The 25,477-nt window shown below is 69.6% G+C and carries 21 protein-coding genes; 6 read left to right on the top strand and 15 right to left on the bottom strand.

Features of this window, described 5'->3' with window-relative positions:
* Window positions 1-61: 61 nt before the first annotated feature.
* The 3 genes from ACZ56E_RS05395 to ACZ56E_RS05385 all read right to left on the bottom strand — a co-directional run bounded on the left by ACZ56E_RS05395 (window position 62) and on the right by ACZ56E_RS05385 (window position 2,225).
* Window positions 62-643, bottom strand: coding sequence for a fasciclin domain-containing protein (locus ACZ56E_RS05395; protein ID WP_471211249.1), 582 nt, complete (start codon window positions 641-643; stop codon window positions 62-64).
* 248 nt (window positions 644-891) lie between these two features.
* Window positions 892-1,644 (bottom strand): anti-sigma factor, encoded by a 753-nt coding sequence (locus ACZ56E_RS05390; protein WP_471211246.1) that lies wholly within the window; start codon window positions 1,642-1,644, stop codon window positions 892-894.
* Window positions 1,641-2,225, bottom strand: coding sequence for a sigma-70 family RNA polymerase sigma factor (locus tag ACZ56E_RS05385; protein ID WP_471211565.1), 585 nt, complete (start codon window positions 2,223-2,225; stop codon window positions 1,641-1,643). The genes ACZ56E_RS05390 and ACZ56E_RS05385 overlap by 4 nt, the downstream gene beginning before the upstream one ends.
* A gap of 180 nt (window positions 2,226-2,405) precedes the next feature.
* On the opposite strand from ACZ56E_RS05385, the gene ACZ56E_RS05380 reads away from it, so the two are divergent.
* Both ACZ56E_RS05380 and ACZ56E_RS05375 read left to right on the top strand, forming a co-directional pair.
* Window positions 2,406-2,888: a MarR family winged helix-turn-helix transcriptional regulator gene (locus ACZ56E_RS05380; RefSeq protein WP_468611179.1), complete on the top strand. Its 483-nt coding sequence runs from the start codon at window positions 2,406-2,408 to the stop codon at window positions 2,886-2,888.
* A gap of 110 nt (window positions 2,889-2,998) precedes the next feature.
* The gene (locus tag ACZ56E_RS05375; protein WP_471211244.1) at window positions 2,999-5,101 is read left to right on the top strand and encodes an MMPL family transporter; all 2,103 of its coding nucleotides are present in this window, start codon (window positions 2,999-3,001) and stop codon (window positions 5,099-5,101) included.
* Between the two features lie 37 nt (window positions 5,102-5,138).
* On the opposite strand, the gene ACZ56E_RS05370 is transcribed toward ACZ56E_RS05375, so the two are convergent.
* From ACZ56E_RS05370 to ACZ56E_RS05355, 4 genes are read right to left on the bottom strand one after another with little or no spacing between them, the layout of a single operon-like run.
* Window positions 5,139-6,503, bottom strand: coding sequence for a GH1 family beta-glucosidase (locus ACZ56E_RS05370; protein ID WP_471211241.1), 1,365 nt, complete (start codon window positions 6,501-6,503; stop codon window positions 5,139-5,141).
* Between the two features lie 57 nt (window positions 6,504-6,560).
* Entirely contained in the window at window positions 6,561-7,400 is an 840-nt protein-coding gene (locus tag ACZ56E_RS05365; RefSeq protein ID WP_471211563.1) for a carbohydrate ABC transporter permease, read from the bottom strand.
* Between the two features lie 28 nt (window positions 7,401-7,428).
* Entirely contained in the window at window positions 7,429-8,424 is a 996-nt protein-coding gene (locus ACZ56E_RS05360; RefSeq protein ID WP_471211239.1) for a carbohydrate ABC transporter permease, read from the bottom strand.
* 14 nt (window positions 8,425-8,438) lie between these two features.
* On the bottom strand, window positions 8,439-9,755 hold the full coding sequence (locus ACZ56E_RS05355) for an ABC transporter substrate-binding protein (RefSeq protein ID WP_471211237.1): 1,317 nt from the start codon (window positions 9,753-9,755) through the stop codon (window positions 8,439-8,441).
* 183 nt (window positions 9,756-9,938) lie between these two features.
* Here ACZ56E_RS05355 and ACZ56E_RS05350 point away from each other — a divergent pair, with 183 nt between their 5' ends.
* Window positions 9,939-11,261: an ROK family protein gene (locus ACZ56E_RS05350; RefSeq protein ID WP_471211235.1), complete on the top strand. Its 1,323-nt coding sequence runs from the start codon at window positions 9,939-9,941 to the stop codon at window positions 11,259-11,261.
* A gap of 54 nt (window positions 11,262-11,315) precedes the next feature.
* Here the strand turns inward: ACZ56E_RS05350 and ACZ56E_RS05345 are convergent, their stop codons facing one another.
* The 3 genes from ACZ56E_RS05345 to ACZ56E_RS05335 all read right to left on the bottom strand — a co-directional run bounded on the left by ACZ56E_RS05345 (window position 11,316) and on the right by ACZ56E_RS05335 (window position 16,905).
* Window positions 11,316-12,392 carry a DUF1996 domain-containing protein gene (locus tag ACZ56E_RS05345; protein ID WP_471211232.1) on the bottom strand — a complete coding sequence of 359 codons (1,077 nt, stop codon included), beginning with the start codon at window positions 12,390-12,392 and terminating at the stop codon, window positions 11,316-11,318.
* Between the two features lie 64 nt (window positions 12,393-12,456).
* Entirely contained in the window at window positions 12,457-14,625 is a 2,169-nt protein-coding gene (locus ACZ56E_RS05340) for a discoidin domain-containing protein (RefSeq protein WP_471211229.1), read from the bottom strand.
* Between the two features lie 78 nt (window positions 14,626-14,703).
* Complete coding sequence (locus tag ACZ56E_RS05335) at window positions 14,704-16,905, bottom strand: discoidin domain-containing protein (protein WP_471211227.1); 2,202 nt, start codon at window positions 16,903-16,905, stop codon at window positions 14,704-14,706.
* 331 nt (window positions 16,906-17,236) lie between these two features.
* Between ACZ56E_RS05335 and ACZ56E_RS05330 the strand changes: the two genes are divergently transcribed.
* Together ACZ56E_RS05330 and ACZ56E_RS05325 are read left to right on the top strand one after the other, a co-directional pair.
* Window positions 17,237-19,228 carry an ABC transporter ATP-binding protein gene (locus ACZ56E_RS05330; RefSeq protein ID WP_471211224.1) on the top strand — a complete coding sequence of 664 codons (1,992 nt, stop codon included), beginning with the start codon at window positions 17,237-17,239 and terminating at the stop codon, window positions 19,226-19,228.
* A complete protein-coding gene (locus ACZ56E_RS05325) occupies window positions 19,225-20,358 on the top strand; it encodes an NUDIX hydrolase (RefSeq protein WP_471211222.1) in 1,134 nt (377 codons plus the stop codon). The genes ACZ56E_RS05330 and ACZ56E_RS05325 overlap by 4 nt, the downstream gene beginning before the upstream one ends.
* Window positions 20,359-20,574: 216 nt before the next feature.
* On the opposite strand, the gene ACZ56E_RS05320 is transcribed toward ACZ56E_RS05325, so the two are convergent.
* Together ACZ56E_RS05320 and ACZ56E_RS05315 are read right to left on the bottom strand one after the other, a co-directional pair.
* Window positions 20,575-20,865, bottom strand: coding sequence for a putative quinol monooxygenase (locus ACZ56E_RS05320; RefSeq protein WP_471211219.1), 291 nt, complete (start codon window positions 20,863-20,865; stop codon window positions 20,575-20,577).
* A 139-nt stretch (window positions 20,866-21,004) separates the two neighbouring features.
* The gene (locus ACZ56E_RS05315) at window positions 21,005-21,553 is read right to left on the bottom strand and encodes a hypothetical protein (protein ID WP_471211217.1); all 549 of its coding nucleotides are present in this window, start codon (window positions 21,551-21,553) and stop codon (window positions 21,005-21,007) included.
* Between the two features lie 723 nt (window positions 21,554-22,276).
* Between ACZ56E_RS05315 and ACZ56E_RS05310 the strand changes: the two genes are divergently transcribed.
* Complete coding sequence (locus ACZ56E_RS05310) at window positions 22,277-22,684, top strand: hypothetical protein (protein ID WP_471211215.1); 408 nt, start codon at window positions 22,277-22,279, stop codon at window positions 22,682-22,684.
* Window positions 22,685-22,723: 39 nt separating this feature from the next.
* Here the strand turns inward: ACZ56E_RS05310 and ACZ56E_RS05305 are convergent, their stop codons facing one another.
* From ACZ56E_RS05305 to ACZ56E_RS05295, 3 genes are all read right to left on the bottom strand, one after another.
* Window positions 22,724-23,575 (bottom strand): helix-turn-helix domain-containing protein, encoded by an 852-nt coding sequence (locus ACZ56E_RS05305; RefSeq protein WP_471211213.1) that lies wholly within the window; start codon window positions 23,573-23,575, stop codon window positions 22,724-22,726.
* Window positions 23,576-23,657: 82 nt separating this feature from the next.
* Complete coding sequence (locus ACZ56E_RS05300) at window positions 23,658-23,915, bottom strand: hypothetical protein (RefSeq protein WP_471211212.1); 258 nt, start codon at window positions 23,913-23,915, stop codon at window positions 23,658-23,660.
* Window positions 23,912-25,471, bottom strand: a complete 1,560-nt coding sequence (locus ACZ56E_RS05295) for an acyl-CoA carboxylase subunit beta (protein ID WP_471211210.1) — start codon at window positions 25,469-25,471, stop codon at window positions 23,912-23,914. The genes ACZ56E_RS05300 and ACZ56E_RS05295 overlap by 4 nt, the downstream gene beginning before the upstream one ends.
* Between the last annotated feature and the right edge of the window lie 6 nt (window positions 25,472-25,477).

Genomic DNA, 25,477 nt, shown 5'->3' with positions numbered 1-25,477 from the left:
GTTGCGGGTACGGACACGGGTACGGGCCCGGCGACGGTCCGCCGGACCCATACCGAACGGCTCACATCTTCGGCATCAGCACGGAGTCGATGATGTACACCGTGGCGTTGGACGTCTTGACGTTGCCGCACACGACCTTCGCGGAGTCGTTCACCTCGTACGACTCGCCCGACCCCATGGTGCTGAGGGTGCCGCCCTCCAGAGTCTTGAACGAGCCCTTGTCGAGCTGGTCGGGAGCGACCTTCTCCCCCACCACGTGATAGGTGAGGATCTTGGTGAGCTGATCCTTGTCGGCGAGCACCTTGTCGAGGTCCGCCTTGGGTATCTTGGCGAATGCGTCGTTCGTGGGCGCGAAGACCGTCACGTCCTTGGCGTTGTTGAGGGTGTCGACGAGTCCGGCCTTCTTGACGGCCGTCACCAGAGTGGACAGGGCCGGATTGTGGGACGCCGCGGTGGCGACAGGGTCCATCGCCATGCCGTCGAAGCTGCCCGCGCCGTCCTTGGGGACACTGTCACAGGCAGGCCCAAAGGGTTCCGTCATGCTGTCGGCGTGAGCCATCGGGGCGAGCAGCCCCAAGGAGACAGGCAGAGCGAGAGCGGCGACGGCCGCCACAGCGGCTCGGCGGATGTGTGTGGTCTGCATGGTCTTCTCCTCCTGGATGGAGGTCCCGAGACCTGTTTGCAGGTCTCGGGACCAGGTCCGGGAACTGCGCTGCTGCCGGACGGCGGCAGGACGGCGGGGATGCGATCGGCGCGCCGGGGTGGCTGCGCCTGTGTCGTGCCCGTCGTATGAGTAATCCGGAGCCACCGGAGAGACGAATTGCCCCTTTTGTTCGATTTCTTGGAGTCACCCGCGCTACGGCTCAGTGACCGACGTCCGCAGTCACGCAGTCACGCAGGAAAGTCCATGACCGCCACCGGAGCCGTCGTGGGCTTGGAGGAGCCGCCTGCCGGCTCCACGGTGATCCCCATGCCCGCCGCTCCGTCCAGCCTGCCTTCCATCAACACGGTCTGGGTGCTCCGCGCGGGGTCCATGAGACCCGCGGGGCGCATGACCCCGTCGTCGGAGAACCACAGTTGGTAGACCTTGCCCGCGGGGGGCTTCGCCATGCCGGTGGCCACGAAGGCGGCCCGGTCGCGGCTCCTGGCCACGATGACCGCACCCTCGGCACCATCGGACAGCTTGGCCGTACGAGTCGTGGCGTCCGGGGCGGCGAGCAGAGCCGCCAACTCCTGTGACTGCTCCTCCGCCTGCCGCGCCTGGTCACGAGCTTCCTGCACCTCGCCGTACTGCCAGACGGCGGTGCCGCCCAGCGCGGCCGCCGCGGCGACACAGGCGGCCAGCGCCCATTGGGCCAGGCGACGGGGCCTGCGCTTCGGCGTACGGCTGTCGGAGCTCCGCTCGGACGGCGCCACCTGCCGGACCGTGGTGATCCGGTGGAGCACCTCGTCCTTCATCGCGCGTCGGGGCACCGCCGCGGCGGCGAGGCCCAGGCGTGCGGTGGTGGCCTGCAGTTCCCGAACCTCCTGCGTACACGACGCACAGGCCGACAGGTGCCGCTCGAAGGACTCGCGCTCCTCGTCCTCCAGCGCGTGGGCCGCGTAGGCCCCGGTCAGAGTGTGCAGGTCCGCGGCGCTGTTCATGCGCTCACCCCCAGACAGTCGCGCAGCCGGATGAGCCCGTCGCGCAGCCGCGTCTTGACCGTGCCGAGCGGCAAGGCCAGCAGCTCGGCAACCTGCCGATAGGTCAGCCCGCGATAGTAGGCGAGCGTCACGGACTGCCGTTGGACCTCCGTGAGGGCCCGCAGGCAGCGCCTCACCTGCTCGCGCTCCAAGCGTGACTCGACCTGTTCACTCACCTCGTCGAACTCCGGCATCCGTTCGAGCAGGGCGGCCTTCTGCTCGCGGGCGGTCGAGGCCTCCACCGAGCGCACCCGGTCCACGGCGCGCCGATGGGCGAGGGTGAGCACCCAGTTCATGGCCGTCCCACGGTCCGGCCGATAGCGGGGAGCCGTGCGCCACACCTCGACCAGAACCTCCTGGGCCACCTCCTCGGACTGGGCGTGATCGCGCAGCACAGCGCGCACCACACCGAAAACCGGGCTGATCACCGCGTCATAGACGCCGGAAAACGCCTCTTCGTCACCACACGCGACACGGGCGATCAGCTCTTGGAGGTCAGGACGGGGTGCTGCACGGGATCCGATGCGCACGGCATCGCTCATGTCGGTCATCTTTTCAGCAAGAGGGGCAACGTGTACTGATGATCCGGAGCCCGGACCCTCGCGGATTGGTCCGACCCACGAAGAAGGGGCGCTTCACCCTGTTACCCCGGAACCGGCGCCGGCCCGGCCCGGCAGGCACTCAGCGCCAAACCCGAGGTAGCGGATATATAGGCTGCTCACGTGAGACCTACCGAAGATCCGGCACCCGAGAGCGGCGCCTCGACGGACCTGCAGGCGTTCGCGGTGCAACTGCGCCGTATGAACGGTGAGATCAATCGCGTGGTGCACGCCTTCGCGGCCGGCCAGAACCTGCATGCCACCGACGTCCAGGCCCTGAGCGCCATCCTGGACGCGGACGAGCCGATGACCCCGGGGCGGCTGCGCGCGCACCTGGGGCTCACCTCGGGCGCGGTCACCGCGTGCCTGGACAGGCTGGAGCGGGCCGGGCACATCCGGCGCTCGCGCGAGAGCCAGGACCGCCGCGTCGTCCACCTGCACTACCAGGACAGCGCCCGGTCGGCGGCCCGCGCGTTCTTCCAGCCGCTCGCCGTCGCCACGGAGAGCGCCAGGACCCGTTTCGATGCCGGGGAACTGGAAGTCGCCATACGGTTCCTCACGGCCCTCAACGAAGAGCTCTCGGACGTACGCCCTCCCTCCCCCTGACGCACGCCGCCCCGGCCGGGAGCAACCCACCCGCAACCCACCGAGGCATTTGATTCAATCATTGAGATTGTTTATAACTGAGTTATCTGCCGCCTCGGTCCAGGAGAAACATGTCCACCGGTGCACGCCTCGCCCGCTGGCTCGTCCCCGTCGTCCTGCTCGTCGCCTGGCTGGGCATCGGCGGGACGCTGGGTCCCTACGCAGGGAAGCTGGGTGAGGTCGCCACCAACGACCAGGCCGCCTTCCTCCCGCAGAACGCCGAATCGACGCAGGTCATCGACGCACAACGCGCCTTCGACCAGGAGGAGACCCTCCCCGCCGTTGTTGTGTGGACCGCCGAGGGGCGACCCGGCGAGCGGAAAGGGCGACTTACGGACACTCAGCGGCAGGCGGCCACGCGCGCTCTGCGCTCGTTGGACGGCTCCGCCGGCACCGTCGGCCGCGCCTCGCCCGCCCTGGCGGCCGAAGACGGCCGCGCACTGCAAGGCATCGTGCAGCTACGGCCCGACCTGGGAGACGAACTGCCCAAGGTCCTGGAGCGGATCGAGAAGGCGGCGGCGAACGTACCAGGGACCACTGCCCAACTGGCGGGGCCCGCTGCCAGCCAGGCTGACCTCTCCGACGCCTTCGCCGGGATCGACGGCATCCTCCTGGGCGTCGCCCTGGTCACCGTCCTGCTGATCCTGCTGCTCGTCTACCGAAGCGTGCTGCTGCCCTTCGTCATCATCGTCGGCGCGGTGTTCGCCCTCGGCCTCGCCTGCGCGATCGTCTACGCGCTGGCCGACCACGACGTCGTCCGCGTCGACGGGCAGGTGCAAGGCATTCTGTCCATCCTCGTCATCGGCGCCGCGACCGACTACGCGCTGTTGCTCACCGCCCGTTTCCGCGAGGAACTGGCGCGTAACGGCGACCGGGTGGCCGCCATGCGCTCCGCGCTGCGCCGCTCGACCGGACCGATCGTCGCCAGCGGCGCCACGGTGGCCCTCGGCCTGCTCGCCCTGCTGCTCAGCGACCTGACCAACAACCGGGCGCTGGGCCCCGTCGGCGCCATCGGGATCGCCTGCGCCGTCCTGAGCGCACTGACCTTCCTGCCCGCTGCGCTGCTCCTGCTCGGGCGGGCCGCGTACTGGCCCGCCAAGCCCCGTGCCACGCAGGACGGTTCGGCCGGGCACGGCGTGTGGCGCAAGGTGTCCCGGCTGGTGGACCGGGCGCCGCGCAAGGTGTGGGCATGGACGCTGGCCGCGCTGTGCGTGTGTGCCGTGTTCGCGCCGTCCCTGAACTCCAAGGGCGTCCCGCTGGACGAGATCTTCGTCAACGACGCCCCCTCCGTGGCGGCCCAGAAGACCCTGGGCGAGCACTTCCCCGGCGGCTCGGGCAACCCCGCCGTCGTCATCGTCGACGCCTCGCGGCTCGACCGGGTCACCGCAGCGGTGCAGCGCACCGAGGGCGTGGCCGACGTCTCGGCGGTGACCTCGTCCGGCCGCCCCGGAGCCGGTGAACCCCTCGTGGTCGAAGACCGCGTACGCCTCGACGCCACGCTGCAGGACCCCACCGACAGCGACGCCGCCAAGGAGACCGTGGTGCGGCTGCGCGACGCGGTCCACGCGGTGGACGGCGCCCACGGCCTGGTCGGCGGCTACACCGCCCAGCAGTACGACACCGAGCAGACGGCGGAGCACGACCGCCTGCTGATCATGCCGGTGGTCCTGGCGATCATCCTGGCGATCCTGGTCGGCCTGCTGCGCTCCCTCCTGATGCCCCTGGTCCTGGTAGCCACGGTGGCCCTGAACTTCGTCGCCACCCTGGGCGTCGCCTCACTGGTCTTCCAGCACGTGTTCGGCTTCACCGGCACCGACGCGTCCGTGCCGCTCTACGGCTTCGTCTTCCTCGTGGCCCTCGGCGTGGACTACAACATCTTCCTCATGTCGCGGGTCCGTGAGGAATCCGTGCGTCACGGCACTCGTGAGGGCGTCCTGCGCGGACTGACGGCGACCGGCGGCGTCATCACCTCGGCCGGTGTCGTCCTGGCCGCGACGTTCGCCGCCCTGGGCGTGATCCCCCTGGCGTTCCTGCTCCAGATCGCCTTCATCGTCGCCTTCGGTGTCCTGCTCGACACGTTGGTCGTACGGTCGCTGCTCGTGCCGGCCCTGGTCCGCGACCTCGGCGACACCGCATGGTGGCCCGGCCGTCCTGCCGGCCGGCGGGGTGACTGACGGGCCGGACACCGGCAGCGACCCCGCCGCCGCGCTGTCAGTGCGGCCAGGCCCGGCTTTCCCGCTGGGCGCGGATGATCTCCGCGTACCGTAGGCCGCTGGTCTTGAGCGTCCGGGCCTGGGTCGCGTAGTCGACGTGGACGAGGCCGAAGCGCTTGTCGTAGCCGTAGGCCCATTCGAAGTTGTCGAGCAGGGACCAGGCGTAATATCCGGCCAGCGGCGCGCCCTTGCGCACCGCCCGGGCGCACGCGTTCACGTGGTCCTCCAGGTAGCGGGCCCGGTCGGGGTCGTGGACGGCGCCGTCGGGTGACACGGCGTCGGGGAAAGCGGAACCGTTCTCGGTGACGTACAGCTTGCGCACCCCGTAGTCGTCGGTCAGCCGCAGCAGCAGGGCTTCCAGTCCGTCGGCGTCGACCTGCCAGTCCATCCCGGTGCGCGGCACCTCGGGCAACCGGACCTCGCGGGCGTACGGGACCGGCCCCTCGGGGTCGTCGGTGACCGTCGCCGGGAAGTAGTAGTTGAGGCCGTGCCAGTCGAGCGGTACGGCGATCGTCTCCAGGTCCCCGGAGCGCTCCGGCAGCTCCACGCCGTACAGGTCGCGCATATCGGCGGGGAAGCCGCGGCCGTGGACGGGGTCGAGCCACCAGCGGTTGATGTGGCCGTCCATGCGGGTGGCCGCCGCGATGTCCTCGGGGCGGGTGGATGCGGCCTCGACGGTGGAGTGGTTGGTGACGAGGCCGACCTGCGCACCGGGCACTGCCGCGCGGATCGCCCGGGTGGTCAGGCCGTGGGCGAGCAGCAGGTGGTACGAGGCGTGCACGGCGGCGGTCAGGTCGGCGAGGCCGGGTGCCATCCGGCCTTCCAGGTGCCCGATCCAGCCGGAGCACAGGGGTTCGTTCAGGGTGGCCCACTGGGTGACGCGGTCACCGAGCCGGTCCGCTACGACGGACGCGTAGTCGGCGAGGTGTTCCGCGGTGTCGCGCACGGTCCAGCCGCCGCGGTCCTGGAGGGCTTGCGGCAGGTCCCAGTGGTAGAGGGTGACGTTGGGGGTGATTCCCGCGTCGAGGAGGCCGTCGACGAGCCGGTCGTAGAAGTCGAGGCCGGCCGCGTTGACCGGCCCGTCGCCGCCGGGCCGCACCCGTGGCCAGGCGATGGACATGCGGTAGCCGTCGGTGCCGAGCCGCTTCATCAGGGCGATGTCCTCGGGCCAGCGGTGATAGTGGTCGCAGGCCACGTCGCCGTGGTCGTCGTTGTCGACCTTGCCCGGGGTGTGGGAGAACGTGTCCCAGATAGACGGTGCCCGCCCGTCCTCGGCGACGGCGCCCTCGATCTGATAGGCGGAAGTGGCCGTGCCCCAGGTGAATTCGGCGGGGAAGGCGGCGAGGTCGAGCGAGTCGGACACGGAGAGCCTCTCTGGGATGGGCGGGCGAAGCCAGCGGCAGTTGCGCGGCGCAGGCGGTTACTTGACGGCGCCCGCGGTGAGACCGGCGACGAGGTAGCGCTGGAGGAGGAGGAAGCCCGCGACGACGGGCAGACTGACGACGAGTGAGGCCGCCATGACCTGGTTCCAGTACACGTCGTTCTGGGTGGAGTAGCCCTGGAGGCCGACGGCGAGGGTGCGGGTGGTGTCGTTGGTCATGACCGAGGCGAAGAGCACCTCTCCCCACGCGGTCATGAAGGCGTAGACGGCGACGGCGACGATGCCGGGGATCGCTGCGGGCACGACGACCCGGAACAGCGCGCCGAGCGCTCCGCAGCCGTCCACCTTGGCCGCCTCGTCGAGGTCTCTGGGCACCGAGTCGAAGTACCCGATCAGCATCCAGATGGAGAAGGGCAGCGAGAAGGTGAGGTAGGTGAGGATCAGGCCGCCGCGGGAGCCGAACAGCGCGATACCGGTGGCGTCGCCGATGTTGACGTAGATGAGGAACAGCGGCAGCAGGAACAGGATGCCGGGGAACATCTGGGTCGACAGCACGGTCACCGTGAAGACGCGTTTGCCGCGGAAGGAGTAGCGGCTGACCGCGTAGGCCGCGAACACGGCGATGGTCACGGAGCAGACGGTGGCGGCGCCCGCCACGATCAGCGAGTTCATGAAGTAGTCGGCCAGCGGGACCGTTTTCCAGATGTCGAAGTACGGGCGGACGGTGAGGGTCGAGGGGAGCCACTCGAACTTCCCCGAGACGTCCTCCAGTGGCTTCAGTGAACTGGAGACCATCACGTACACCGGCAGCAGGACGAAGGCGGTGAGGAGGGTCAGGAAGATCCGGCGGCTCCACAGGAAGGACCGCGGGGCGGCCATCGGGGAGCGCGGGTGCCGGACGGCGGGGTCAGGCATCGGTGGCCTTCCTTCCGCGGGAGGTGAACCAGAGGTAGAGGCCCGTCACGACGAGCAGGAACAGCAGCAGGAGGACCGACATCGCCGAACCCGTGCCGAAGTTCCAGGTCTGGAACGACGACTGGTAGATGTGGATGGAGATCAGGTCCGCGGCCTCGGGCGCCGCCTTGCCGAACAGGACGAAGGGAGTGTTGAAGTCGTTGAACGTCCACAGGAACAGCACCAGGACGAGGACCTGGTTGACGGGGCGCAGCGCCGGCAGGGTGATCCGGCGGACCTGCTGCCAGACGCCGGCGCCGTCGAGCGCGGCGGCCTCGTAGAGGTCCTTCGGGATGTTCTGCAGTCCGGCCATGACGATGAGGAAGGCGAACGGCCAACCCTTCCACACCGAGACGACGAGCAGCGCGACGAAGCTGTTGTCGCCGATCAGCCAGAACGGGACGCTGTCGGTGAGGCCGAGCTGGTCGTGCAGCACATGGTTCACCAGCCCGTTGTCCCGCTGGAACATGAACGCCCAGGTGATGACGGCGGCGTAGACGGGCAGCGCGTACGGCACGAGGAAGATCGTGCGCAGCAGGCCCCGGCCGCGGAACGACTCCTGCATGAAGATCGCCGCGGCCACCCCGAGCAGCCAGCACAGGCCGACCGACAGGACGGTGAACAGGCAGGTGGTGAGGAAGGACTTGAGGAGCGCCTCGCCGACGGGGGCGTCGAAGTCGACGGTCAGGGCGTAGTTGTCGAGGCCAGCCCAGGGCGCGGTGGCCCAGTCGCGGATGTAGAACTGGGTCAGTTCCTTGAAGCTGACGGCGATGCCGATCGCCATGGGCACCAGGTGGACCAGCAGTTCGAGGAGCAGTGCGGGCAGGAGCAGCAGGTAGGGCAGTGCGTTGCGGCGCAGCCGTCCGGGGCGACGGCTGCGCGGCGCTGTGCCCGGGTCGCTCTTCCGTGCCGTCCGCTCGCCTGTGTCCAGGGCAGCGGTGGTGGTCATGGTGGTGTCCCCGCTCACTTCTCGGGCATCTGCTGCTGCGCCTTTTCGAGCTTCGTCCGCACGGACTCCGTCGTGACCGGGCGGCCGGCGGCGGCGTCGGCGAACAGCTCCTTCACGGCGGTGCCGACGACGGTCTCGAACTGTGACTCCTCGGGGACCTGCGGCAGCGCGGCGGCGCTGGTGGCGAGGGTCTCCCGGAGCACGACGAGGGCGGGGGTGCTGAAGGCCGGGTTCTGCTGGGCGGCCTTGACCGGCGGGATGGAGCCGTACGCCTTGTTGAGGATGACCTGTTCCTCGTCGCTGGTCATGAACTTCACGAACTTCTTGGCGCCGTCGATGTTCTTGGTGTTCTTGAAGACGGCCATGTTGATGCCGGCCACCATCGAGTTGGTGGCTCTGCCCGGGCCGGGCTTGCCGGAGCGCACCGGGGCGGGGGCGACGCCCCACTCGTCGTCGGTCATGCCCTGTGCCTTGAAAGTGGCCGACGCGGTCTGCCACAGCACCATGGCGGTCTTGTCCTTGGCGAAGTCGCTCAGGGACTGGTTCTTCGCGTACTCGGCGTTGCCCGGGGCGATGACCTTGTCCTTGGCCATCAGGTCGACGTACTGCTTGACCGCCGCCACGGCGCCGTCGGAGGTGAAGTCGGCCTTGCCGTCCGGGGTGAAGAAGTCGGCGCCGTGCTGCTTGCCGAGCACGAAGACCTGGTGGATGTTGTTGGACAGGTTGGATCCCTCGGCGCCGAGCCCCCATTTGCCGTTCCTGGAGAGCTTCTTGCCGACCTCGGCCATCTCCTTCCAGGTGGCCGGCGGCTTCTTGATCCCGGCGTCGGCGAACATCTTCTTGTTGTAGTAGAGCGCGTAGGCCATGGAGTAGAGCGGCACGGCGGCCGGGTCCTTGCCCTGGACGCCGGTGGAGCCGAGCGCGGACTCGACGAAGCGGTCCTTGCCGCCGATCGCCTTGAAGTTCTTCGCGTCCCAGGGCAGCAGGGCGCCGCTGGACTGCAGCGAGGCGCTCCAGGTGTTGCCGATGTTGAGGACGTCGGGGCCCTGGCCGGAGGTGGTGGCGGTCAGGATGCGGTTGAGGAGGTCGCCCCAGGGGATGACCTCCAGCTTCACCTCGATTCCCGTCCGCTTCTCGAACTTGTCGAGTTCCGGCCGGAGGACCTTCTTGTCGACCTCGAGGTTCGCGCCCTGGTTGGAGGCCCAGTAAGTGAGGGTCTCCGGTTCCTCGTTGGTGCCTCCCGTGCTGGCTGACCCTCCGCCGCAGGCCACCGCGGTGAGGGCGAACGAGAGGGTGAGGGCGCCGACGGCTGCGGCTCTGATTCTGCGCATGACTCCAGAGGCCTTCCGGGAAGTGACGGGGTCGCCCGTAGCAGGGGCCGGGGCATCTCGCCCCACGTTCCCGAAGCCCCCCACGGCTTAATTTAGGATGTGAGTTAAACCTCAAGTGAAGGTCGCGTCAAGGGCTCGCCCACATGTAAGTTGCGGTGAGGGACTTCGGATTGAGGGGGCAGGATGAAGGTGCGCAGTGGCCGTACGGTGCGTGACCTGCGGCGGGAGAACCGCACCGCGGTGTTGCAGCGGTTGTATTTCGACGGGCCGCTCAGCCGGTTCTCGCTGGGGCCGGCCACCGGCCTGAGCTCGGGCTCGGTGAGCAACGTGGTCTCCGAGCTGGTCACCGAAGGGCTGGTGGAGGAGGCGGGCAGCGTCGACTCGGCCGGCGGCCGTCCCCGCACACTGCTGCGCGTCAGCGCGCGCAGCGGTCACATGATCGGCGTCGACATCGGCGAGACCCGCGTGCGGATCGAGCTGTTCGACCTCACCCTCACCGAGTTGGCCCGGGTCGAGAAGCCACTGGAGACCGACGGCACGCGCCGCCTCGACCGTTACGACGTCGGCGTCGTCGTCACCCATCTACGCGAGGGCATCTCCCAGGTGCTGGAGGAGGCGGACGTCCCGGCCCAGCAGCTGCTCGGCGTCGGGATCGGTGTGCCCGGCATCGTCGCGAGGACTCCGGAGGACGGCGCCGTCGTGCACGGCCAGACGATCGGCTGGGACGCCGTCCCCCTGGAGCGGCTGTTGCGCGAGTCCGGGGTCCTGCCCGAGACCGTGCCGTACTACATCGACAACGGCGCCAAGACCCTGGGCCAGGCGGAGATGTGGTTCGGCGCCGGCCGCGGCGCCCAGAGCGCGGCGGTGGTGCTTTTCGGCTCCGGCGTCGGCGCCTGTGTCGTCGGCGACGACATGGGGCCGGGCCGGGCCGTCGAATGGGGGCATCTGACGGTGCGGGTGCGCGGGCGCCGGTGCCGCTGCGGCGCACGGGGCTGTCTGGAGGCGTACGCGGGTGCGGAGGCCCTGCTGGAGCGCTGGGTGGAGGCGGGCGGGCAGCCGCCCGCGGGCGCGGACGAGGAGACCGCCCTGACCGCGATGCTCGCCGCCGCCTACCCGGAGGCCGGCGCCTCGGCGGACGCCCCGGAACCGGACGCCACGGCCCTGGCCGTCCTGGAGGAGACCGCCGAGTACCTCGGCGCCGGGTTCTCCGACCTGATCAACCTCTTCCAGCCCGAACGCATCCTGGTCGGGGGCTGGGCGGGACTGCAGCTCGGCCGGCGCTTCCTGGACTCGGTGACGGCGTACGCCACTTCGTACGCGCTGACCTATCCGGCCGCCCGCGTCCGCATCGACCTCGGCACCCTGGGACCGGACGCCGTCACGGTGGGCGCCGCGATCCTGCCGCTCGCCGACTTCTTCGCACGTGGCGGCCGGCCCGAGGAGGCCGAACAGGTGGAACAGGACCCGGCGTGGCGGACGGCCCTGCGGGAGCGCTCGGCACAGTGAACGGCGTGCCCTTTGCGGTCCCCGCAGACCCGTCCTCCTCCGTGAGCGTGCGGATCAGGGCAGCCGGTGGTCGGCGTTCAGCGCCGCGCCGCGCTCCGGGTGCTCCTGGTCGTAGCCGCGCGAGTCGCACTGGAGGCCGCCCACGACGCAGTGCCCGACCAGGGCCTTGAGGGTCCGCTCCTCCCAGGCGTTGAAGAAGTCGTAGTGGAAGGAGTACCCGCGGCCGCTGGCGAGCCGCACCTGCGACATGTCACCGTCGGCCGGCCACGCCATCTTGAACTCGATCATGGGTAGCGCCACGGGGTGGCTCGCCGGGCACACGTTGTCGTTCGTGCCGGGCTTCACCAGCGGGTACGCCATGTGGCTCTTGTGGTCGGGGGTGTCCAGATGCAAGCCGTTCCAGCAACTGGGTGCCTGCATACGGAGGTTGAGCTGGGAGCCCGACGGGCAGTGCTGCGGGATGTCGACGTTCTTGAAGCTGTCGCCGCACTCCCAGCCCTCGACCCAGCCCTTGTGGTCGCGGAACTGCTGAGCGCTCTGCAGGGGGTCGCCGACGACGAACCGCAGCCCCTTGGGGAAGGGCCGCACGCTCGTGTAGTCCGTGACCCCGGCCTTGTAGTAGATGACCTGGGGGCCTGCGGGCAGGATCTTCTTGTCGCCCTTGTACAGGGACGGCATCCAGTAGGCGGAGGCGTCGGCCGGTGCCTTGCAGGTGGTGTCTCCCCCGTACAGGCTCGCCGTGGTGCTGCCCGCGTTCGTCGTCCTGTTGCCCATGAAGGTGTGGTCGTGGGACTTGCCGGGCTGCCCCGGGTACACGATCGGGTCGTCCGGGGCGGTGTGCGTGACGGCGCAGTTGGCCTGGAACTCGTGGAAGTAGCGCGGCGGCGGGTTGGCCTCGGACGGGGTCACGCCGGTGACCTGGGGCACGGCCGGTATGTATCCGTCGCCGTCCGGATCGTCGCCGAAGGCCCGGGGCGACGCCGGGGTGATGTGCCCGGAGTGGCCGTCGGCCGAGGCGGTCGGCGCGCCGCGGGGGTCGGCGGCCGTGGCGACCGTGCCGATGCCGAGCACGCTTGCGAGGAGTGCGCTGCCGATCAGGAGCGCGGGGAGTCTTGAACGTCGTCGTCTCATGGGGCCTCCTGCCCGCTGAGGTACTGGGTGGGGGACGGTGCGAGGGGCGCCGCCGGACGCCCTGTCACTTGTAGATGCCGAGCTCGTGCAGCGAGTAGCCCCAGCCGGTGCCACGCGCCGTCAGGCGTAGACGTACGTGCCGTGCGGTCGCCGAGACGTCGATGGTGTCCACGTCACCGTCACCGGTGGTCGTGGTGTGGACCGTGCGCCAGGTGGTGCCGTCGTCCGAGGCCTGGACCTCGTAGGACTTGGCGTAGGCGGGGTCCCAGACGAGCTGGAGCCTGCGGACGGCGGTGGGGGCGCCCAGGTCGACCTGGATCCACTGCGGATCGCTCCAGTCGCTGGCCCAGCGCGTGTCGTTCTTGCCGTCCGTGGCCTTGGCCGGCTCGCAGGGGCAGTCGCCGTGCGAGGGCTGGAAGGAGGAGGCGGTGGTGGGCCTGTTCAGCGCCGCGTTCGTGCCGGGGACCGGCGGGGCGACCACCTTGACCGACTTGGTCTCGATGCCCGCGTTGCCGCGTCCGTCCTCGGCCTGGATGTACACCTTCCACACACCGAGCTTCTCCGGGGCCTGCACGGCGAACGTCCCGTTGCCCGTGGCCCGCCACTCGGCCTCGACCAGGCGCTTGTCGCCGTTGGCGTAGTTGCCGCTCAGGAAGATCTTGTACGTGAGCGGGTCGCCGTCGGGGTCGCGCACGTCGGCGCGGACGGTGAACTCTCCGCCCGCCGGGGCCGATGCCGCCGGGCTGACCGCCATGTTCGTGATGACGGGCGGGGTGTTGTCGCCGGTGGTCGAGCCGGTGTACGCCCGCTTGACGGCGTAGTAGGACAGCCGTTTCAGCCCGTCGGGGACGAGGTTGAACCAGACTCCGCCGAAGTCGTGTTCGACGCCGTAGTGGAAGAGGGTGGCGCCGAGTGCGACGCCCCGGTGGCCGGTGACGCAGTCCCAGGCTTTCGTGTAGCCCTCGGCTTTCCGCACGTCGGTGGGCTCGTCGGGGACACCGTTGGCGTCGTCGGGCACCTCCCACTCACCGGCCGGGCCGCCCTCGGTGATGATGTACGGCTTGGTGTAGCCGCCCTCCTCCCAGTCCTCCTGGACGCCGCAGATGTCGCCGTACGAGTTCATCGAGTACAGGTCGAGGTCCGGGGCGTTGCGCTTGTAGTACGGCCACGCGCCGGTCCATGCGTCGGTCGAGGTGACGGGGTGGTCGGGGTCGATGTCGTGGATCTTCTTGGCGACGTCGTTGACGAAGCTGGTGTAGGCGTTGCGCTGCGCCTCCAGCTCCGACCCGCTGTAGCAGTTCTGCAGGCCGAGGACCGACTCGTTGCCGACGTTCCACATGAGGGTCGCCGGGTGGTTCTTGTAGGCCTCCACCCACTTGGCGAACTCGGTGAGCATGGTGTTCTTGTACGTGGTGTCGGTGACGTAGTTGACGCAGCCGCCGGAGCCCGGGCCGCCGCCGGGTTGCAGCCAGAAGCCGTTGACGACACGGATACCGTGCGCGGCGGCGCTGTCGAGCAGCGGCTTGGTGCCGCCGTCGGTGCCCCAGGTGCGGATGGTGTTGACGCCCATGGACTTCACGTCGGGCAGGTACTTCGGGGCGTCGGCGATGGCGGGGCCCCAGGTCAGGCCCTTGACGGTGTACGGCTTGCCGCCGACGGTCAGCTGCCAGTCCCCCTGGGAGCCCTCGACCTCGACCGCTCCCCCGGTGGGCGGCGTGCCGTCCGTGGTGCCGTACACCTGGAACTCCCACAGGGAGTAGCCGTAACCGCCTGGCCGTTCGGTTCCCAGCATGCGCACGTACCGGCCCGAGCCGGAGACGGCGACCTCGTCCGTGCCGCCGTCACCGCCGGACACCGTCTTCAGGGTCCGCCATTCCGTGCCGTCGTCGGACGCCTGGATCTGGTAGCTCTTGCCGTACGCGCCGCCCTCCCAGGTCAGCACGGCACGGCTCAGATCGGCCCGCTGCCCGAGGTCGACGCGCAACCACTGCGGGTCGCTCCACTGGCTGGCCCAGCGGGTGCCGGTGAGGTTGCCGTCGACGGCCGCCGAGGCGGCGTATCCGGCACCCTCCTGGGACGAGGCGGTCGCGGGTCTGCCCTGCGAAAGCAGGGTTTCCGCGGCCTGGGCGGGCGGGGCGGCGAGGAGTGAGGCCGCCGCCCATAAGCCGAGGGCGAGCAGGGGGACGCCGGCGCGGCGGCCGACCGGTCTGCGATGCGAGAGGGCTCTGGACACGTCTGCTCCTGGCGAGTCGGGTGTGGCCCAGGGGGTCAGGTCAGCGGGTCGGGGCGGGGTTCGGATCAGAAGGTCGGATCAGGGGAAGGAGACGACGGTGGACGGCACGGTCGAGGTGCCGCCTGGCACCGTGGAGGCGCCGGTGTCGTTGATGACGTGGTTGTAGTGGCCCATGCCGCCGAGGGAGACCACGAGGAGGCTGTGGAACTTCACTCCTGGCTTGACGGGCGTCTTGAACCCGTGGTCCTGACGGATGCTCGGGTCGACGTTGTAGTTGCAGTAACTGCCCAGCCCCCACGCCTCATGCGTGTTCACCGAGTCGTCGACGCGGTAGGCGGCGTAGCCCTTCGTCGAACCGTTCTGGATGGCGGCCTGGTTCGGGGCGTCGTACGCCTTCTCGTTCTGGTAGAAGATCGTCCGGCCGCGCTCGCCGTACCACTCGACGTCGTACTTGTTGAAGTGCTCGACGAAGAGCCCGGTGGCCAGGACGTCGTCGCCGTTGACGCGGACTCCGTAGTCGGCCCGGTTGGTCTCCCAGCCGACGCCCTCGCCGTGGTCGGCGCGCCACACCCAGGTGTGGTCGATGATCGTGTCGTCGCTGTTGACGACCATGCTGGTGGTCGCCTTGCCCGCGCCCGCGCCGCCGATGCGGATGTAGACGTCCTGCACGGTGGTGGGGTCGGCCGCGTGGTCGGCGGACGCGCCCTGCGGGCCTATCTCCAGCAGGGTCGGGGAGTTGACGGGTCCGGCGTCGATGAGGAAGCCGGCGAGCTTCACGCCGTCGACGTCGGCGACCTTCATGGCGGTCACTCCGTTGTCCGGGATGATGGTGGCGAGGCCGAGGCCCAGGACGATGGTGTCGGGCCGGTTGATGTTGATCGTCTCGTCGACGTGGTAGACGCCCGGGGTGAAGAGCAGGTGCAGGCCCTGGGCGAGGGCGGCGTTGATGGTGGCGGCCGTGGCGCCGGGCTTGACGACGTAGAACTGGCTCAGCGGGATCGACTCGCCCTGCGGGGTGCCGTTCGCCCAGGTGGTGCCGCGCGCGTTGGTGCGCTTGGCGGGGGCGAAGACCTTGTAGTCGCTGCCGTCCAGATAGAGGAAGGGCTTCTCGCGGGAGATCGGCGTCGTGTCGAGCGTGGTGTAGCGGGGCTCCGGGAAGCTGGTGGCCGGCGCGCCCTCGACGCCGGAGAACACCTGGTTCCAGACGGAGTTGGACCAGCCGCCGATGGAGCTGTCCCGGGTGTACCACTGCTGCTGCGAGTAGTTGCCCACCTGGCCGTCGATCTTGCTGTCGGCGATGTAGCCGCCGCTGGCCCAGCCGTAGCCGTTGGGCGCGAGGTTGAGGCCGCCCTTGACGTGCATACGGCGGAAGGACGCGGCCTGTGAGACCGCCCACCGGTTGGTGCCGTTGACCGGTTTCACGGCGAGGTTCTCCGCGGCACGCCAGAAGTTCTGGGTGGCGTTGCCGTTGAACCAGCCCGCGTCGACGGTGATGTCACCGTTGATCGTGGTGTCGTCGGGGCGCAGGCCGAGGCCGGCGATCTGGGTGTAGAAGCCGATCTGGGCGTTGAGGCCGTTGTAGGTGCCCGGCTTGAAGAGGAAGGCGTGCCGGCCGGAACCGAACTGCGCCGACTCCTGCTCCTTGAAGACCTGGTCCAGCTTGGTCTGGATGCCGGGCGTGGCGGGGTCGAAGACGTGCACGTTCGGGCCGAGGTCGCCGCCGCCGGGAATGACCGGCCCGGGGTCGTCGCCGATGGTGCCGTACACCTTGAACTCCCAGAGGGAGTAACCGTATTGGGTGGCACGGGCGGTGCCGTGCACGCGGACGTAGCGGGCGGTGCCGGAGACGTCCACGGTGTCCGTACCGCCGTCGCCGGTGGTGGTGGAGTGGGCCGTCGACCAGTCCGTGCCGTTCTGCGACGTCTCGATCCGGTAGGACTTGGCGTACGCGACCTCCCAGCGGAGTTCGACCCGGGTGAGGGAGGCGCGGGCACCGAGGTCGACACGGATCCACTGCGGGTCGGAGGCCGCGCTGGACCAGCGGGTGCCGTCGTCCCCGTCGACCGCGGCGGTCGCCGGAGTGCTGTGGTTCTCCTGACTGGAGGCGGTGACCGGCTTTCCCTGGGACAGCAGGGTGGGCGCGGCCTGGGCCTCCTTGGTGGGGACGAAGGCGAGCAAGGTGGCGAGCAGGGCGGTGACCACCACGCCGACGATGCGGCGGTGACGGCGGTCGGGTCTGCGGGGTATCGGTGTCACGGGAGGTATGCCGACTGCGGACATGCGAGAGCTCCTCGGAATGGGCCGAATGGGAGAGCGCTCTCCGGAACCTTGCCCGTCCCGTGAGTGACGGTCAAGCTTCGTCACACGCCTTTTCTTTCATCTTTCATTAAGCAGGAATCGTTGTGCCGGGCACCGGGAGAGCCCGGCACCGGGCGCCGGGAGAACCCGGCCGGGACGGTCGCCGGTCATTGGGCCGCGAAGGGCTCTACCGGCCGGGTACCGGTGGAAAAGCCCTCCCCCGGACTGTCGCCCCCTATACCGTGACGATCCACCACATGCTCACCCATGGCCCGACCTACAGGGCCACCAACTGGCCTGCGGGAGGCGCTCGGTGAAGAGGTTTTTCGGGCCGGTCACGATGGCCGACCCTCAGGTGTCCGACGCCGAGCAGGAACTGTTCGGCGGGCCGTTGCGCTACGACATGGGCTGGTCCCGGCACGAACACGCGGCCTTGGACCTGACCATGATGTCGGCGCTGCGCTCCATGCCCGCGCTCGTCGGCACCACGTTGCGCATGGCGTGGCAGGCCGACCGGCGTGCCCTGCTTTCGGTCGGGATCAGCGAAATCGGCCAAGGCATCGCCGCTGCCGGTGGCCTGCTCGCCGTCAACGCCGTGATGCACGCTCTGCTCGCCGGCAGCGGCAGCACCGCCGAGCGGCTGCACGCCCTGTTACCCGGCCTCCTGGTCGCCGCCGCCATCGCCGTCGTCAACTCCGTCCTGTCCGCCTGGTCCACCTCCCGCGCCGGGCGGCTGGAGCCCAAGGTGGAGCGGATCGCAACCACTCAGTACCTGGCCGCCGCCGCCCGCGTCGAACTGGAAGCCATCGACGACCCCGACTTCCGGCGTCTCGTGGACATCGCTCAGCACGGCCCCGATTCCGCCCGCCGCATGATCAGTTCCTGCGTCGCCGCGCTGAACGGCCTCATCTCCCTGATCACCACCGCCGGCGTCCTCGCCGTACTGCACCCCGCGCTGCTGCCCATGCTGATCCTCATCGCCGCTCCGCGCGGCTGGGGTGCCATGCGCGTGGCCCAGGAACGCTACGTGTCGGTGATGAGCTGGATTGAGCACGTACGGGCCAGCCGCCTGATCGGCAACCTGCTCACCGAACGCACCGCCGCGCAGGAGGTCCGCCTCCACGCCGTCGGCCCATTCCTCCTCAGCCGCTACGAGCGCATGGCTGAAAGCGCCGAAGCCGAGCAGGAACGCCTCGCCTCCAGCAAGGCCCTCACCGAATGGGTGGCCTCCGCGCTGTCCGGCTTGGCGATGGCCGCGACCTACGGCGCCATGGTCTGGCTGATCATGGCCGGGCACATGAGCCTCGCCGTTGCCGGGACCGCCGTGATCGCCGTACGTACCGGCTCGGCGAGCCTGGGCGCGCTGGTCATGAACATCAACCAGCTCCACGAGGAGAGTCTCTATGTGCGCGACCACGGCCGCTTCCTGACGGAGGCCGGTCGGCGGACGCTGCCTTCCGGCGGGGCGCCCGTACCGGAACGCGTCGAGGAGATCGTTCTGGACCAGGTCACCTACCGCTACCCCGACCGGGACACCGCGGCCCTGGACGGAGTGTCCCTGACGCTGCCGATGGGGTCGGTGACCGCGGTGGTGGGCGAGAACGGCTCCGGCAAGAGCACCCTGATGAAGATCCTCTCCGGCATGCTGCTGCCCGAGAGCGGCACGCTGCGCTGGGGCGAGGCGGACCTCACCGGCCTCGACCGCGCCCAGGTCTTCGATCGCGTCTCCCTGCTCACCCAGGACTTTCAGCGTTGGCCCGTGACCGCCGCGATGAACATCCGCCTCGGCCGCCCCGACCACCCGGCGACGGACGACGACCTGCGGCCCTCGGTCGACTACGCCGTAGCCGGCCCCGTCATCGCCAAACTGCCCGATGGCCTACGCAGCCTGCTGGCCCGCATGTTCCGCGGCGCCATCGAACTCTCCGGCGGCGAATGGCAGAAGGTCGGCCTGGCCCGCACCCACTGGCGCAGCTCGACCTCGCAAGCGGACGGCGTCCTCATCGTGGACGAGCCGACCTCGGCCCTCGACCCGGAAGCCGAGATCGAAGCCTTCGACCGCATCCGTCGCCTCGCCGCACCCAACCGAGCAGTCGTCCTCGTCACCCACCGCATGTCCGGCGTCCGCCACGCCGATCGCATCTACGTCCTCAACAACGGGCACCTCGCCGAGCAAGGCACCCACGACGAACTTATCGCCGCCCGCGGCCGATACGCCACCATGTTCGACGCCCAAGCCGCCCAATACGCCCCAAGCACGGCCGTCCCCCACCCTGCCGCACCCGTCGTCCCGGACCAGGTATGACCCGCACGACCGAAGGGCCCACCGTGACCGCACCCCCCACCAAGACGGACCTCGACGAAGCCACATCCCGGCACGCGGCGTGGCTCGGCGCCGCCGCGATCGTCACCGACGAGGTCGGCCGGGTCCTGCTGGTCCACCCCACCTACCGCAAGGACGACTCGTGGCTGCTGCCCGGAGGCGTGGTCGAACCAGGCGAACACCCGCACATCACCTGCCAGCGCGAGATGACCGAGGAACTGGGCCTGGATCTGCCCCTGTCGGACGTGCTCGCCGTCCACTCCTTCTCCCCGAACCACCCCGACCTTCACCCCGGCACGCCCTGCCCCGGCGAGATCCGGTTCGTCTTCGACGGGGGAACCCTCACCCCTGGCCAGATCGAGGCGATCCGCCTGCCGCACGACGAACTGTCCGCGTACGCCTTCCTGGAGACCCGGGACGCGGTGCGGCGGCTGCGGCCCGCGGACGGACGGATCATGCTCGCGGCGTACCGTGCCCGGCTCGGGAACACCGCCACCGCGCACCTCGCCGACGGCCGTCACATCCTCGGCGTCCCGGCGCTGGACCGGCACGACATCCACGTCCGCTACCGGCCCTTGTGGAACAGCCCCCTCCACCGTGGCCCCGTCCCCGACCAGCTGCCCGTGCAGCAAGCCTGGGCGTGGTGCTTCGTCCCCGACGGCCGGGTCGTCGTCGTGGCCGACCCCGGCCCGCAGGGCGCCCTGCCGATGCTTCCCGGCGGCACCGTGGAGGTGACCGACGCGACGCCCGAGGACACCCTGCATCGCGAAGCCGCCGAGGAAGCCCAGCTCACCCTCGCTGATCCGGTGCGGCTCGGCTGGGTCCTGGACGAGACCGGCGAGGTCTACGGCGGGGTGGGGCCCAACGCCCGGCTCCGCCTGGCCGCCCGGGTCACCGTCATCGGGCCGGCGGCCGTCGACCCCGCCACCGGCCGCCCCTTCGCCCGCCTGCTCGCCACCCCCGCCCAGGCAGCAGCGTTGCTGGGCTGGGGCCCGCCCGGCGCGCGGCAAGCCCAGGTCGCGACGGAGACGGCACGCGAGCGGTGGGGCCTGCCCACCGCTCGTACCGCCGCCATCGAGGAGATCCCGGCGGAGGGGATGCGGCTGAGCTGACCCGCACGACCGCACTTCCTCGATTCGTCCCACGCCACGCCACGCTGAGATAGCCCAATGCCGTATTTCCCGTCACGGGGCACCCGAGCGGAACTTCCAGACGATGCCCGCGAACTACTCCCGCGTCCACGTGCCATGCCATGCCTCTACCGGTCATGGAATGATCAACGGAAGGGTCGTCCCACATCTTCATCGCGACGCAAGGAGAACCTGGCTTCAGAGCCGTACCGGAGCGCTCGGGTGCACCTCACGCTCGATGCGCGGCATGATCTCGGGCAGATAGATCTTCTGGATGGCTTCGCCGGCATCGTGGGTCTCCCAGTGGCCCCGAGTCGCCCAGCGCTCGACCAGGACGAACCGGGCCGGATCCTCGTGCGAGTGGTACGCCTCCCAACTGACACAGCCGTCCTCGGCAAGGCACAGCGGGCGCATGCGGGCCAGGGCGTCAGCGACCGGAGTGATGTCTTCGGCCTTGGAAACGTGCACGATGACGATGAGGTTGAACATCACCACTCCTTGATACGTACGTGTGTGCCAGCCAACGGCAGACAGGCTACAGCCGAGGGCTCCGCCCAGGTCCTGCCTTGATCACAACTCAAGACACGACCTAATACTCCGGCTGTAGATCACTCTTGGCTGGTGGCGGCTACGGTTTCCGCGGTTTGCGTAGCCTGCCCCAGCTGCCGTGCGGCCGGTTGCGTTCCCGGGCCAGCGTGGCGGCGTCGAACTGGGCCTTGGTGGTCACTGCTCGTCGTTCAGGTACGAGCGTGGTCGCAGCCGAGCGCCACGGGACAGCCGAGGCCCAGCCGACCAAAGGCATGGTCTCGTCGTAGTGCGGGGCGAACTGCGCGGCGATGATGGTGGGCATCTGGTAGCTCAGGCTGCGGACGTGTGCGATGAACGCGCCGGGCAGCGAAACATGGTGCGTCTCCACGTAGTGCGGGAAGTCCTGGCGCCACAACCAGGAACCGTCGGTCACTAGGGAAGAGCATCCCGCAGAGTGCCGGTGGGCGCTCCCAGTGATGACGTCACGTCCGCCTTCCATGACATCGATGAGAACGTGGCCGGCGTCCAGGTAGGCCACCAGGCCCATCTCATCCGGCTCACCGACGGTCTGGACGGCATCGCGTATCGATCCGTTCGGCTGGTCGGAGCCGTTGTCCAGTTCGTCGTAGAAGCCCAGCAATCCCAGCACGGCGTCTCCTTCGACGAGCCTTTCCATCCCCTGGCATTCGCAAGCGCGGCCACCATTGATCATCGGTGTGCAAAGACAAGCGATCACGTGTTTGCCGCAAGGCACAGCGTAGAACCTGACCAACGCGGCATGCGCGGTTCGGGTGGATCGTCGAACGTGACGCGGTAGTCGGTCCCAGTGTCCGACTGACGGGCGGTCGGTGGACCGCGATCCGTTCGGTTTCAGGCGGCGCAATGGGTGGGCGTGGCGGCCGCCTTCGAGGCGGGCGTGAGAGGGGAGGTCACCGCTGCCGGTCAGCGATCACGAGCAATGTGCCCGGCCGGCTTCAGCGCAGCGGCGGCAGCCGGCAGCAGTGCGCGCGGATCAGTGAACTCGACGGCCCCGAAGACGCTGTACAGCACGTCGTAGACACTCTTCATCCCCTGGAGGTGGGGTACGGCGTCGGACGAGGCGATACGCAGGCGCGGGGCGAGATGGGCGAACAGGCAGCCGCACCGTCCCGTGCCCGCTCTCGGTGGCGAGCCAGGTGCCCTCCGGCTGTGCCTCAGCAGACCCGCCTCAGTAGTCCCGTCGACCCAGGTGATCACCGCCAAGTGCTGCCCGGCGAAGCGCGTGATCTGAACGCGCGGCTGCCAGACGCGATCACGCGCCTCTCTGGTGAGGGGACCACCCGGTCCCTGCCATCCATCGCACACCATCACCACCACACACCAGGGAGCACCCATGGGTACCAGCACCCTCACCAACCGTCGCCGCGGCGTCGTCGCCGCTCTCACCGCCCTCACTCTCGCGGGCACCATCGCCTCCGCGGGCACCGCCCACGCCGAAACCCACCGGCTCGACTGTCTGGTCGACACCCTGGCCTACAAGGTCTGCTCGGGAAAGCTGACGATTCAGGTGGGCCAGCGCCTCGAAGTGGACCTGGTTTCGTCGGGCGGCCACCAGTTGCGGTTCTGTGCCGAACCGTACGGCGGCGGCCGCGACCTCGACTGCACACTCTGGGTCGACCCGGGCTCCAATACGAAGCTCGTCTGGCACAACGGGACGGCCGGCCCGAAGGACGTCCAGCTCATCGTCGGCCGTAAGTTCCCCACGACGGTCCTCGCACGCGGCCAATACCACGTGCGCTGAACCATCAGCAAGCCCGGCCCGGGCGTCTGGCCGGTGACGCTACCTCTGCGCGTCCCGGCGGCCGGCCAGCCGCTCGAAGCCCCGCCAGGTGTCGGAGTCGCGGGGCGCCATGTGGACCACGATGGTCTGCGCCGGTGCCGAGGCGATCTGCAGGGCCTGCCAGTCGAGGGTGAGTTCGCCGACGACGGGGTGCTTGAGGCGCTTGCGGCCGGAGGTCACGCCCTGGACGTCCTGACGGTCCCACCAGCGGCGGAAGTCGGCGTCCGCGGCGGAGAGTTCCCGTACCAGGGCGTCGAGGCGTGGCGATCCCACGTACCGGATGGCGTCCATGCGCAGGCGCGCCACGAAGCTGCTCGCCACGTCTTCCCAGTCCATGTACAGCGTCCTGACACGGGGGTCGAGGAAGACCATCCGGGCGAGGTTGCGGTGCTCCGGCGCTTCCCGCGCGAAGTCCACGAACAGGGCCGCGCCCAGCGCGTTCCAGCCGACCACGTCCATGCAGCGGCCGAGGACGATGGCAGGGATGTGGTCCATACTGTCCAGCAGCAGCTGCGTCTCCGGGGAGACGGAGCGCTCCTCGGCCTGGTCGGTGTCCGGCTCCGACGTCTTCACGATCGAGTGCAGATATTCGTGTTCGGTCATGTCGAGCATCAGCGCGCGGCTGATCCCTGCCAGCACGCTGTCCGAGGCATTCCGCACCCGGCCTTGTTCCAGGCGCGTGTAGTAGTCCACGCTCACCCCGGCGAGCTGCGCCACCTCCTCCCGCCGCAGCCCCGGCACACGGCGGAAGCGGCCCGCGCTCACCAGGCCCGCGGCCTCGGGTGAGATCGCTGCGCGTTTGGCTTTCAGGAAGTCGCTGAGTTTCAGATGCTCCGTTGCAGTAGCCCCCATGAGACCGAGTATGCGAGATCGGCCGCGCTTTGAGGAACGTTTACCGCAGAGGCGGGTGAAACCAGCCACGAGTGTTGGGGCCTCAGGGCAGGTCCGTCCGCCAGGCCCGGGGATCCCGGCTCGCCCAGGCCGCGGCCGAGGCGGGTGCCGGGCGCGGGCGGCACCAGGCCGCGGGACGGGCCGGGCCTCCGTCGGCCCCGGGCGTGGCCTGCGCTCGGGTGCACGCGACGACGATCGCCGCGACCACGGCGGCCGTCTCCTCCGCGTCCGGCTCGCCGCCGGCAATGGTGATCCGGGCCGCGTGGCCCGCGGGCTCCGCTCCCGCTTCTCCGGCGCTCACTGCGGCTGGTTCCCGTGCTTGCGGCTGGGCAGTCGGACGTGTTTGCGGCGGAGCATCGCCAGGCCGCCGATCAGCCGGGCCCTGGTCTCGGCCGGGTCGATCACGTCGTCGACGAGGCCACGTTCCGCCGCGTAGTAGGGGTGCATCAGGGTGGCCTTGTATTCCTTGACCAGTTGGTCGCGCGCCGCCACCGGGTCCTCGGCGGCGGCGATCTCACGGCGGAAGATGACCCCGGCCGCGGCCTCGGCTCCCATCACCGCGATCTCATTGGCCGGCCAGGCGAGCGAGAGATCGGTGCCGATGGCGTGCGAGTCCATCACGATGTAGGCGCCGCCGTACGCCTTGCGCAGGATCAGTTGGACCCGGGGGACGGTGGCGTTGCAGTACGCGTACAGCAACTTGGCGCCGTGCCGGATGATGCCGCCGTGCTCCTGTTCGACGCCGGGCAGGAAGCCCGGCACGTCGACGAGGGTGACCAGGGGGATGTTGAAGGCGTCACAGGTCTGCACGAAGCGGGCGGCCTTGCCCGAGGCGTCGATGTCCAGCACCCCGGCGAGCGAGGCGGGCTGGTTGGCGACGAGTCCGACGACCTGCCCGTCGAGCCGGGCCAGGGCGCAGACGATATTGGTCGCCCAGTACTCGTGGATCTCGAAGAACTCCCCGTCGTCCACGATCTCCTCGATGACCGCCCGCATGTCGTACGTCTGCTGCGGGTCGGTCGGCACGAGGTCGAGCAGGCGCTCGGCACGCCGTCCGGGCGGATCCGCGGTGGGCACCTCGGGCGGCGATTCGCGGTTGTTCGACGGGAGATGGGAGAGCAGGTGACGGACGTCCTCCAGGCAGCTCTCTTCGTCCTCGTAGGCGAAGGCGGCCACACCCGACAGACGGGAGTGGGTCTCCGCACCGCCCAGCGCCTCCTGGCTGATGTCCTCGCCGGTGACCGCGCGCACCACATCGGGCCCGGTGATGAACATCTGCGAGGTGCCGCGCACCATGAAGACGAAGTCGGTGAGCGCCGGGCTGTAGGCCGCGCCCCCGGCACACGGCCCCAGTACCACGCTGATCTGCGGAATCACCCCGGAGTTGCGGACGTTGCGGGTGAAGATGCCGCCGTACCCGGCGAGCGCTGTCACGCCTTCCTGGATACGGGCACCGGCGCCGTCGCAGAGCCCCACCAGAGGTGCGCCCGCCCGCTCGGCCAGGTCCATCAGCTTGTGGATCTTCACGGCGTGAGCCTCCCCCAGGGCTCCTCCGAAGATCCGGAAGTCGTGGGCGTAGGCGAAGACCTGGCGACCCTCGACGAGGCCCCAGCCGGTGACGACGCCGTCGGTGTGCGGCCGCTTGTCCTCCAGCCCGAATCCGGTCTCCCGGTGCCGCCGCAGGGGCTCGGTCTCCGTGAAGGTGCCCTCGTCGAAGAGGAGTCCGAGCCGCTCCCTGGCGGTCAGCTTTCCCTTGGCGTGCTGCCTGGCCGTCGCGTCCGGATCGCCTTCGGCGACCCGTTCCTTGAGCATGCGCAGTTCGTTCGCGCGCGTGCGCAACGCCGTTGCTGCTTCCATGTCCCC

This window comes from Streptomyces sp. NPDC039480 (genome assembly GCF_055597165.1).
The sequence above is the reverse complement of the archived record's forward strand: the minus strand, read 5'-3'. Positions and strand labels throughout refer to the sequence as shown.

Excerpts from the sequence above, each read along its gene's own strand:
- ACZ56E_RS05350 (WP_471211235.1), top strand. The coding sequence starts at position 9,939 with ATGAAGGTGCGCAGTGGCCGTACGGTGCGTGACCTGCGGCGGGAGAAC.
- ACZ56E_RS05365 (WP_471211563.1), bottom strand. The coding sequence starts at position 7,400 with ATGGCCGCCCCGCGGTCCTTCCTGTGGAGCCGCCGGATCTTCCTGACC.
- ACZ56E_RS05355 (WP_471211237.1), bottom strand. The coding sequence starts at position 9,755 with ATGCGCAGAATCAGAGCCGCAGCCGTCGGCGCCCTCACCCTCTCGTTC.
- ACZ56E_RS05295 (WP_471211210.1), bottom strand. The coding sequence starts at position 25,471 with ATGGAAGCAGCAACGGCGTTGCGCACGCGCGCGAACGAACTGCGCATG.
- ACZ56E_RS05325 (WP_471211222.1), top strand. The coding sequence starts at position 19,225 with ATGACCCGCACGACCGAAGGGCCCACCGTGACCGCACCCCCCACCAAG.
- ACZ56E_RS05385 (WP_471211565.1), bottom strand. The coding sequence starts at position 2,225 with ATGAGCGATGCCGTGCGCATCGGATCCCGTGCAGCACCCCGTCCTGAC.
- ACZ56E_RS05320 (WP_471211219.1), bottom strand. The coding sequence starts at position 20,865 with ATGTTCAACCTCATCGTCATCGTGCACGTTTCCAAGGCCGAAGACATC.
- ACZ56E_RS05360 (WP_471211239.1), bottom strand. The coding sequence starts at position 8,424 with ATGACCACCACCGCTGCCCTGGACACAGGCGAGCGGACGGCACGGAAG.
- ACZ56E_RS05395 (WP_471211249.1), bottom strand. The coding sequence starts at position 643 with ATGCAGACCACACACATCCGCCGAGCCGCTGTGGCGGCCGTCGCCGCT.
- ACZ56E_RS05390 (WP_471211246.1), bottom strand. The coding sequence starts at position 1,644 with ATGAACAGCGCCGCGGACCTGCACACTCTGACCGGGGCCTACGCGGCC.
- ACZ56E_RS05305 (WP_471211213.1), bottom strand. The coding sequence starts at position 23,575 with ATGGGGGCTACTGCAACGGAGCATCTGAAACTCAGCGACTTCCTGAAA.
- ACZ56E_RS05375 (WP_471211244.1), top strand. The coding sequence starts at position 2,999 with ATGTCCACCGGTGCACGCCTCGCCCGCTGGCTCGTCCCCGTCGTCCTG.
- ACZ56E_RS05335 (WP_471211227.1), bottom strand. The coding sequence starts at position 16,905 with ATGTCCGCAGTCGGCATACCTCCCGTGACACCGATACCCCGCAGACCC.
- ACZ56E_RS05345 (WP_471211232.1), bottom strand. The coding sequence starts at position 12,392 with ATGAGACGACGACGTTCAAGACTCCCCGCGCTCCTGATCGGCAGCGCA.
- ACZ56E_RS05310 (WP_471211215.1), top strand. The coding sequence starts at position 22,277 with ATGGGTACCAGCACCCTCACCAACCGTCGCCGCGGCGTCGTCGCCGCT.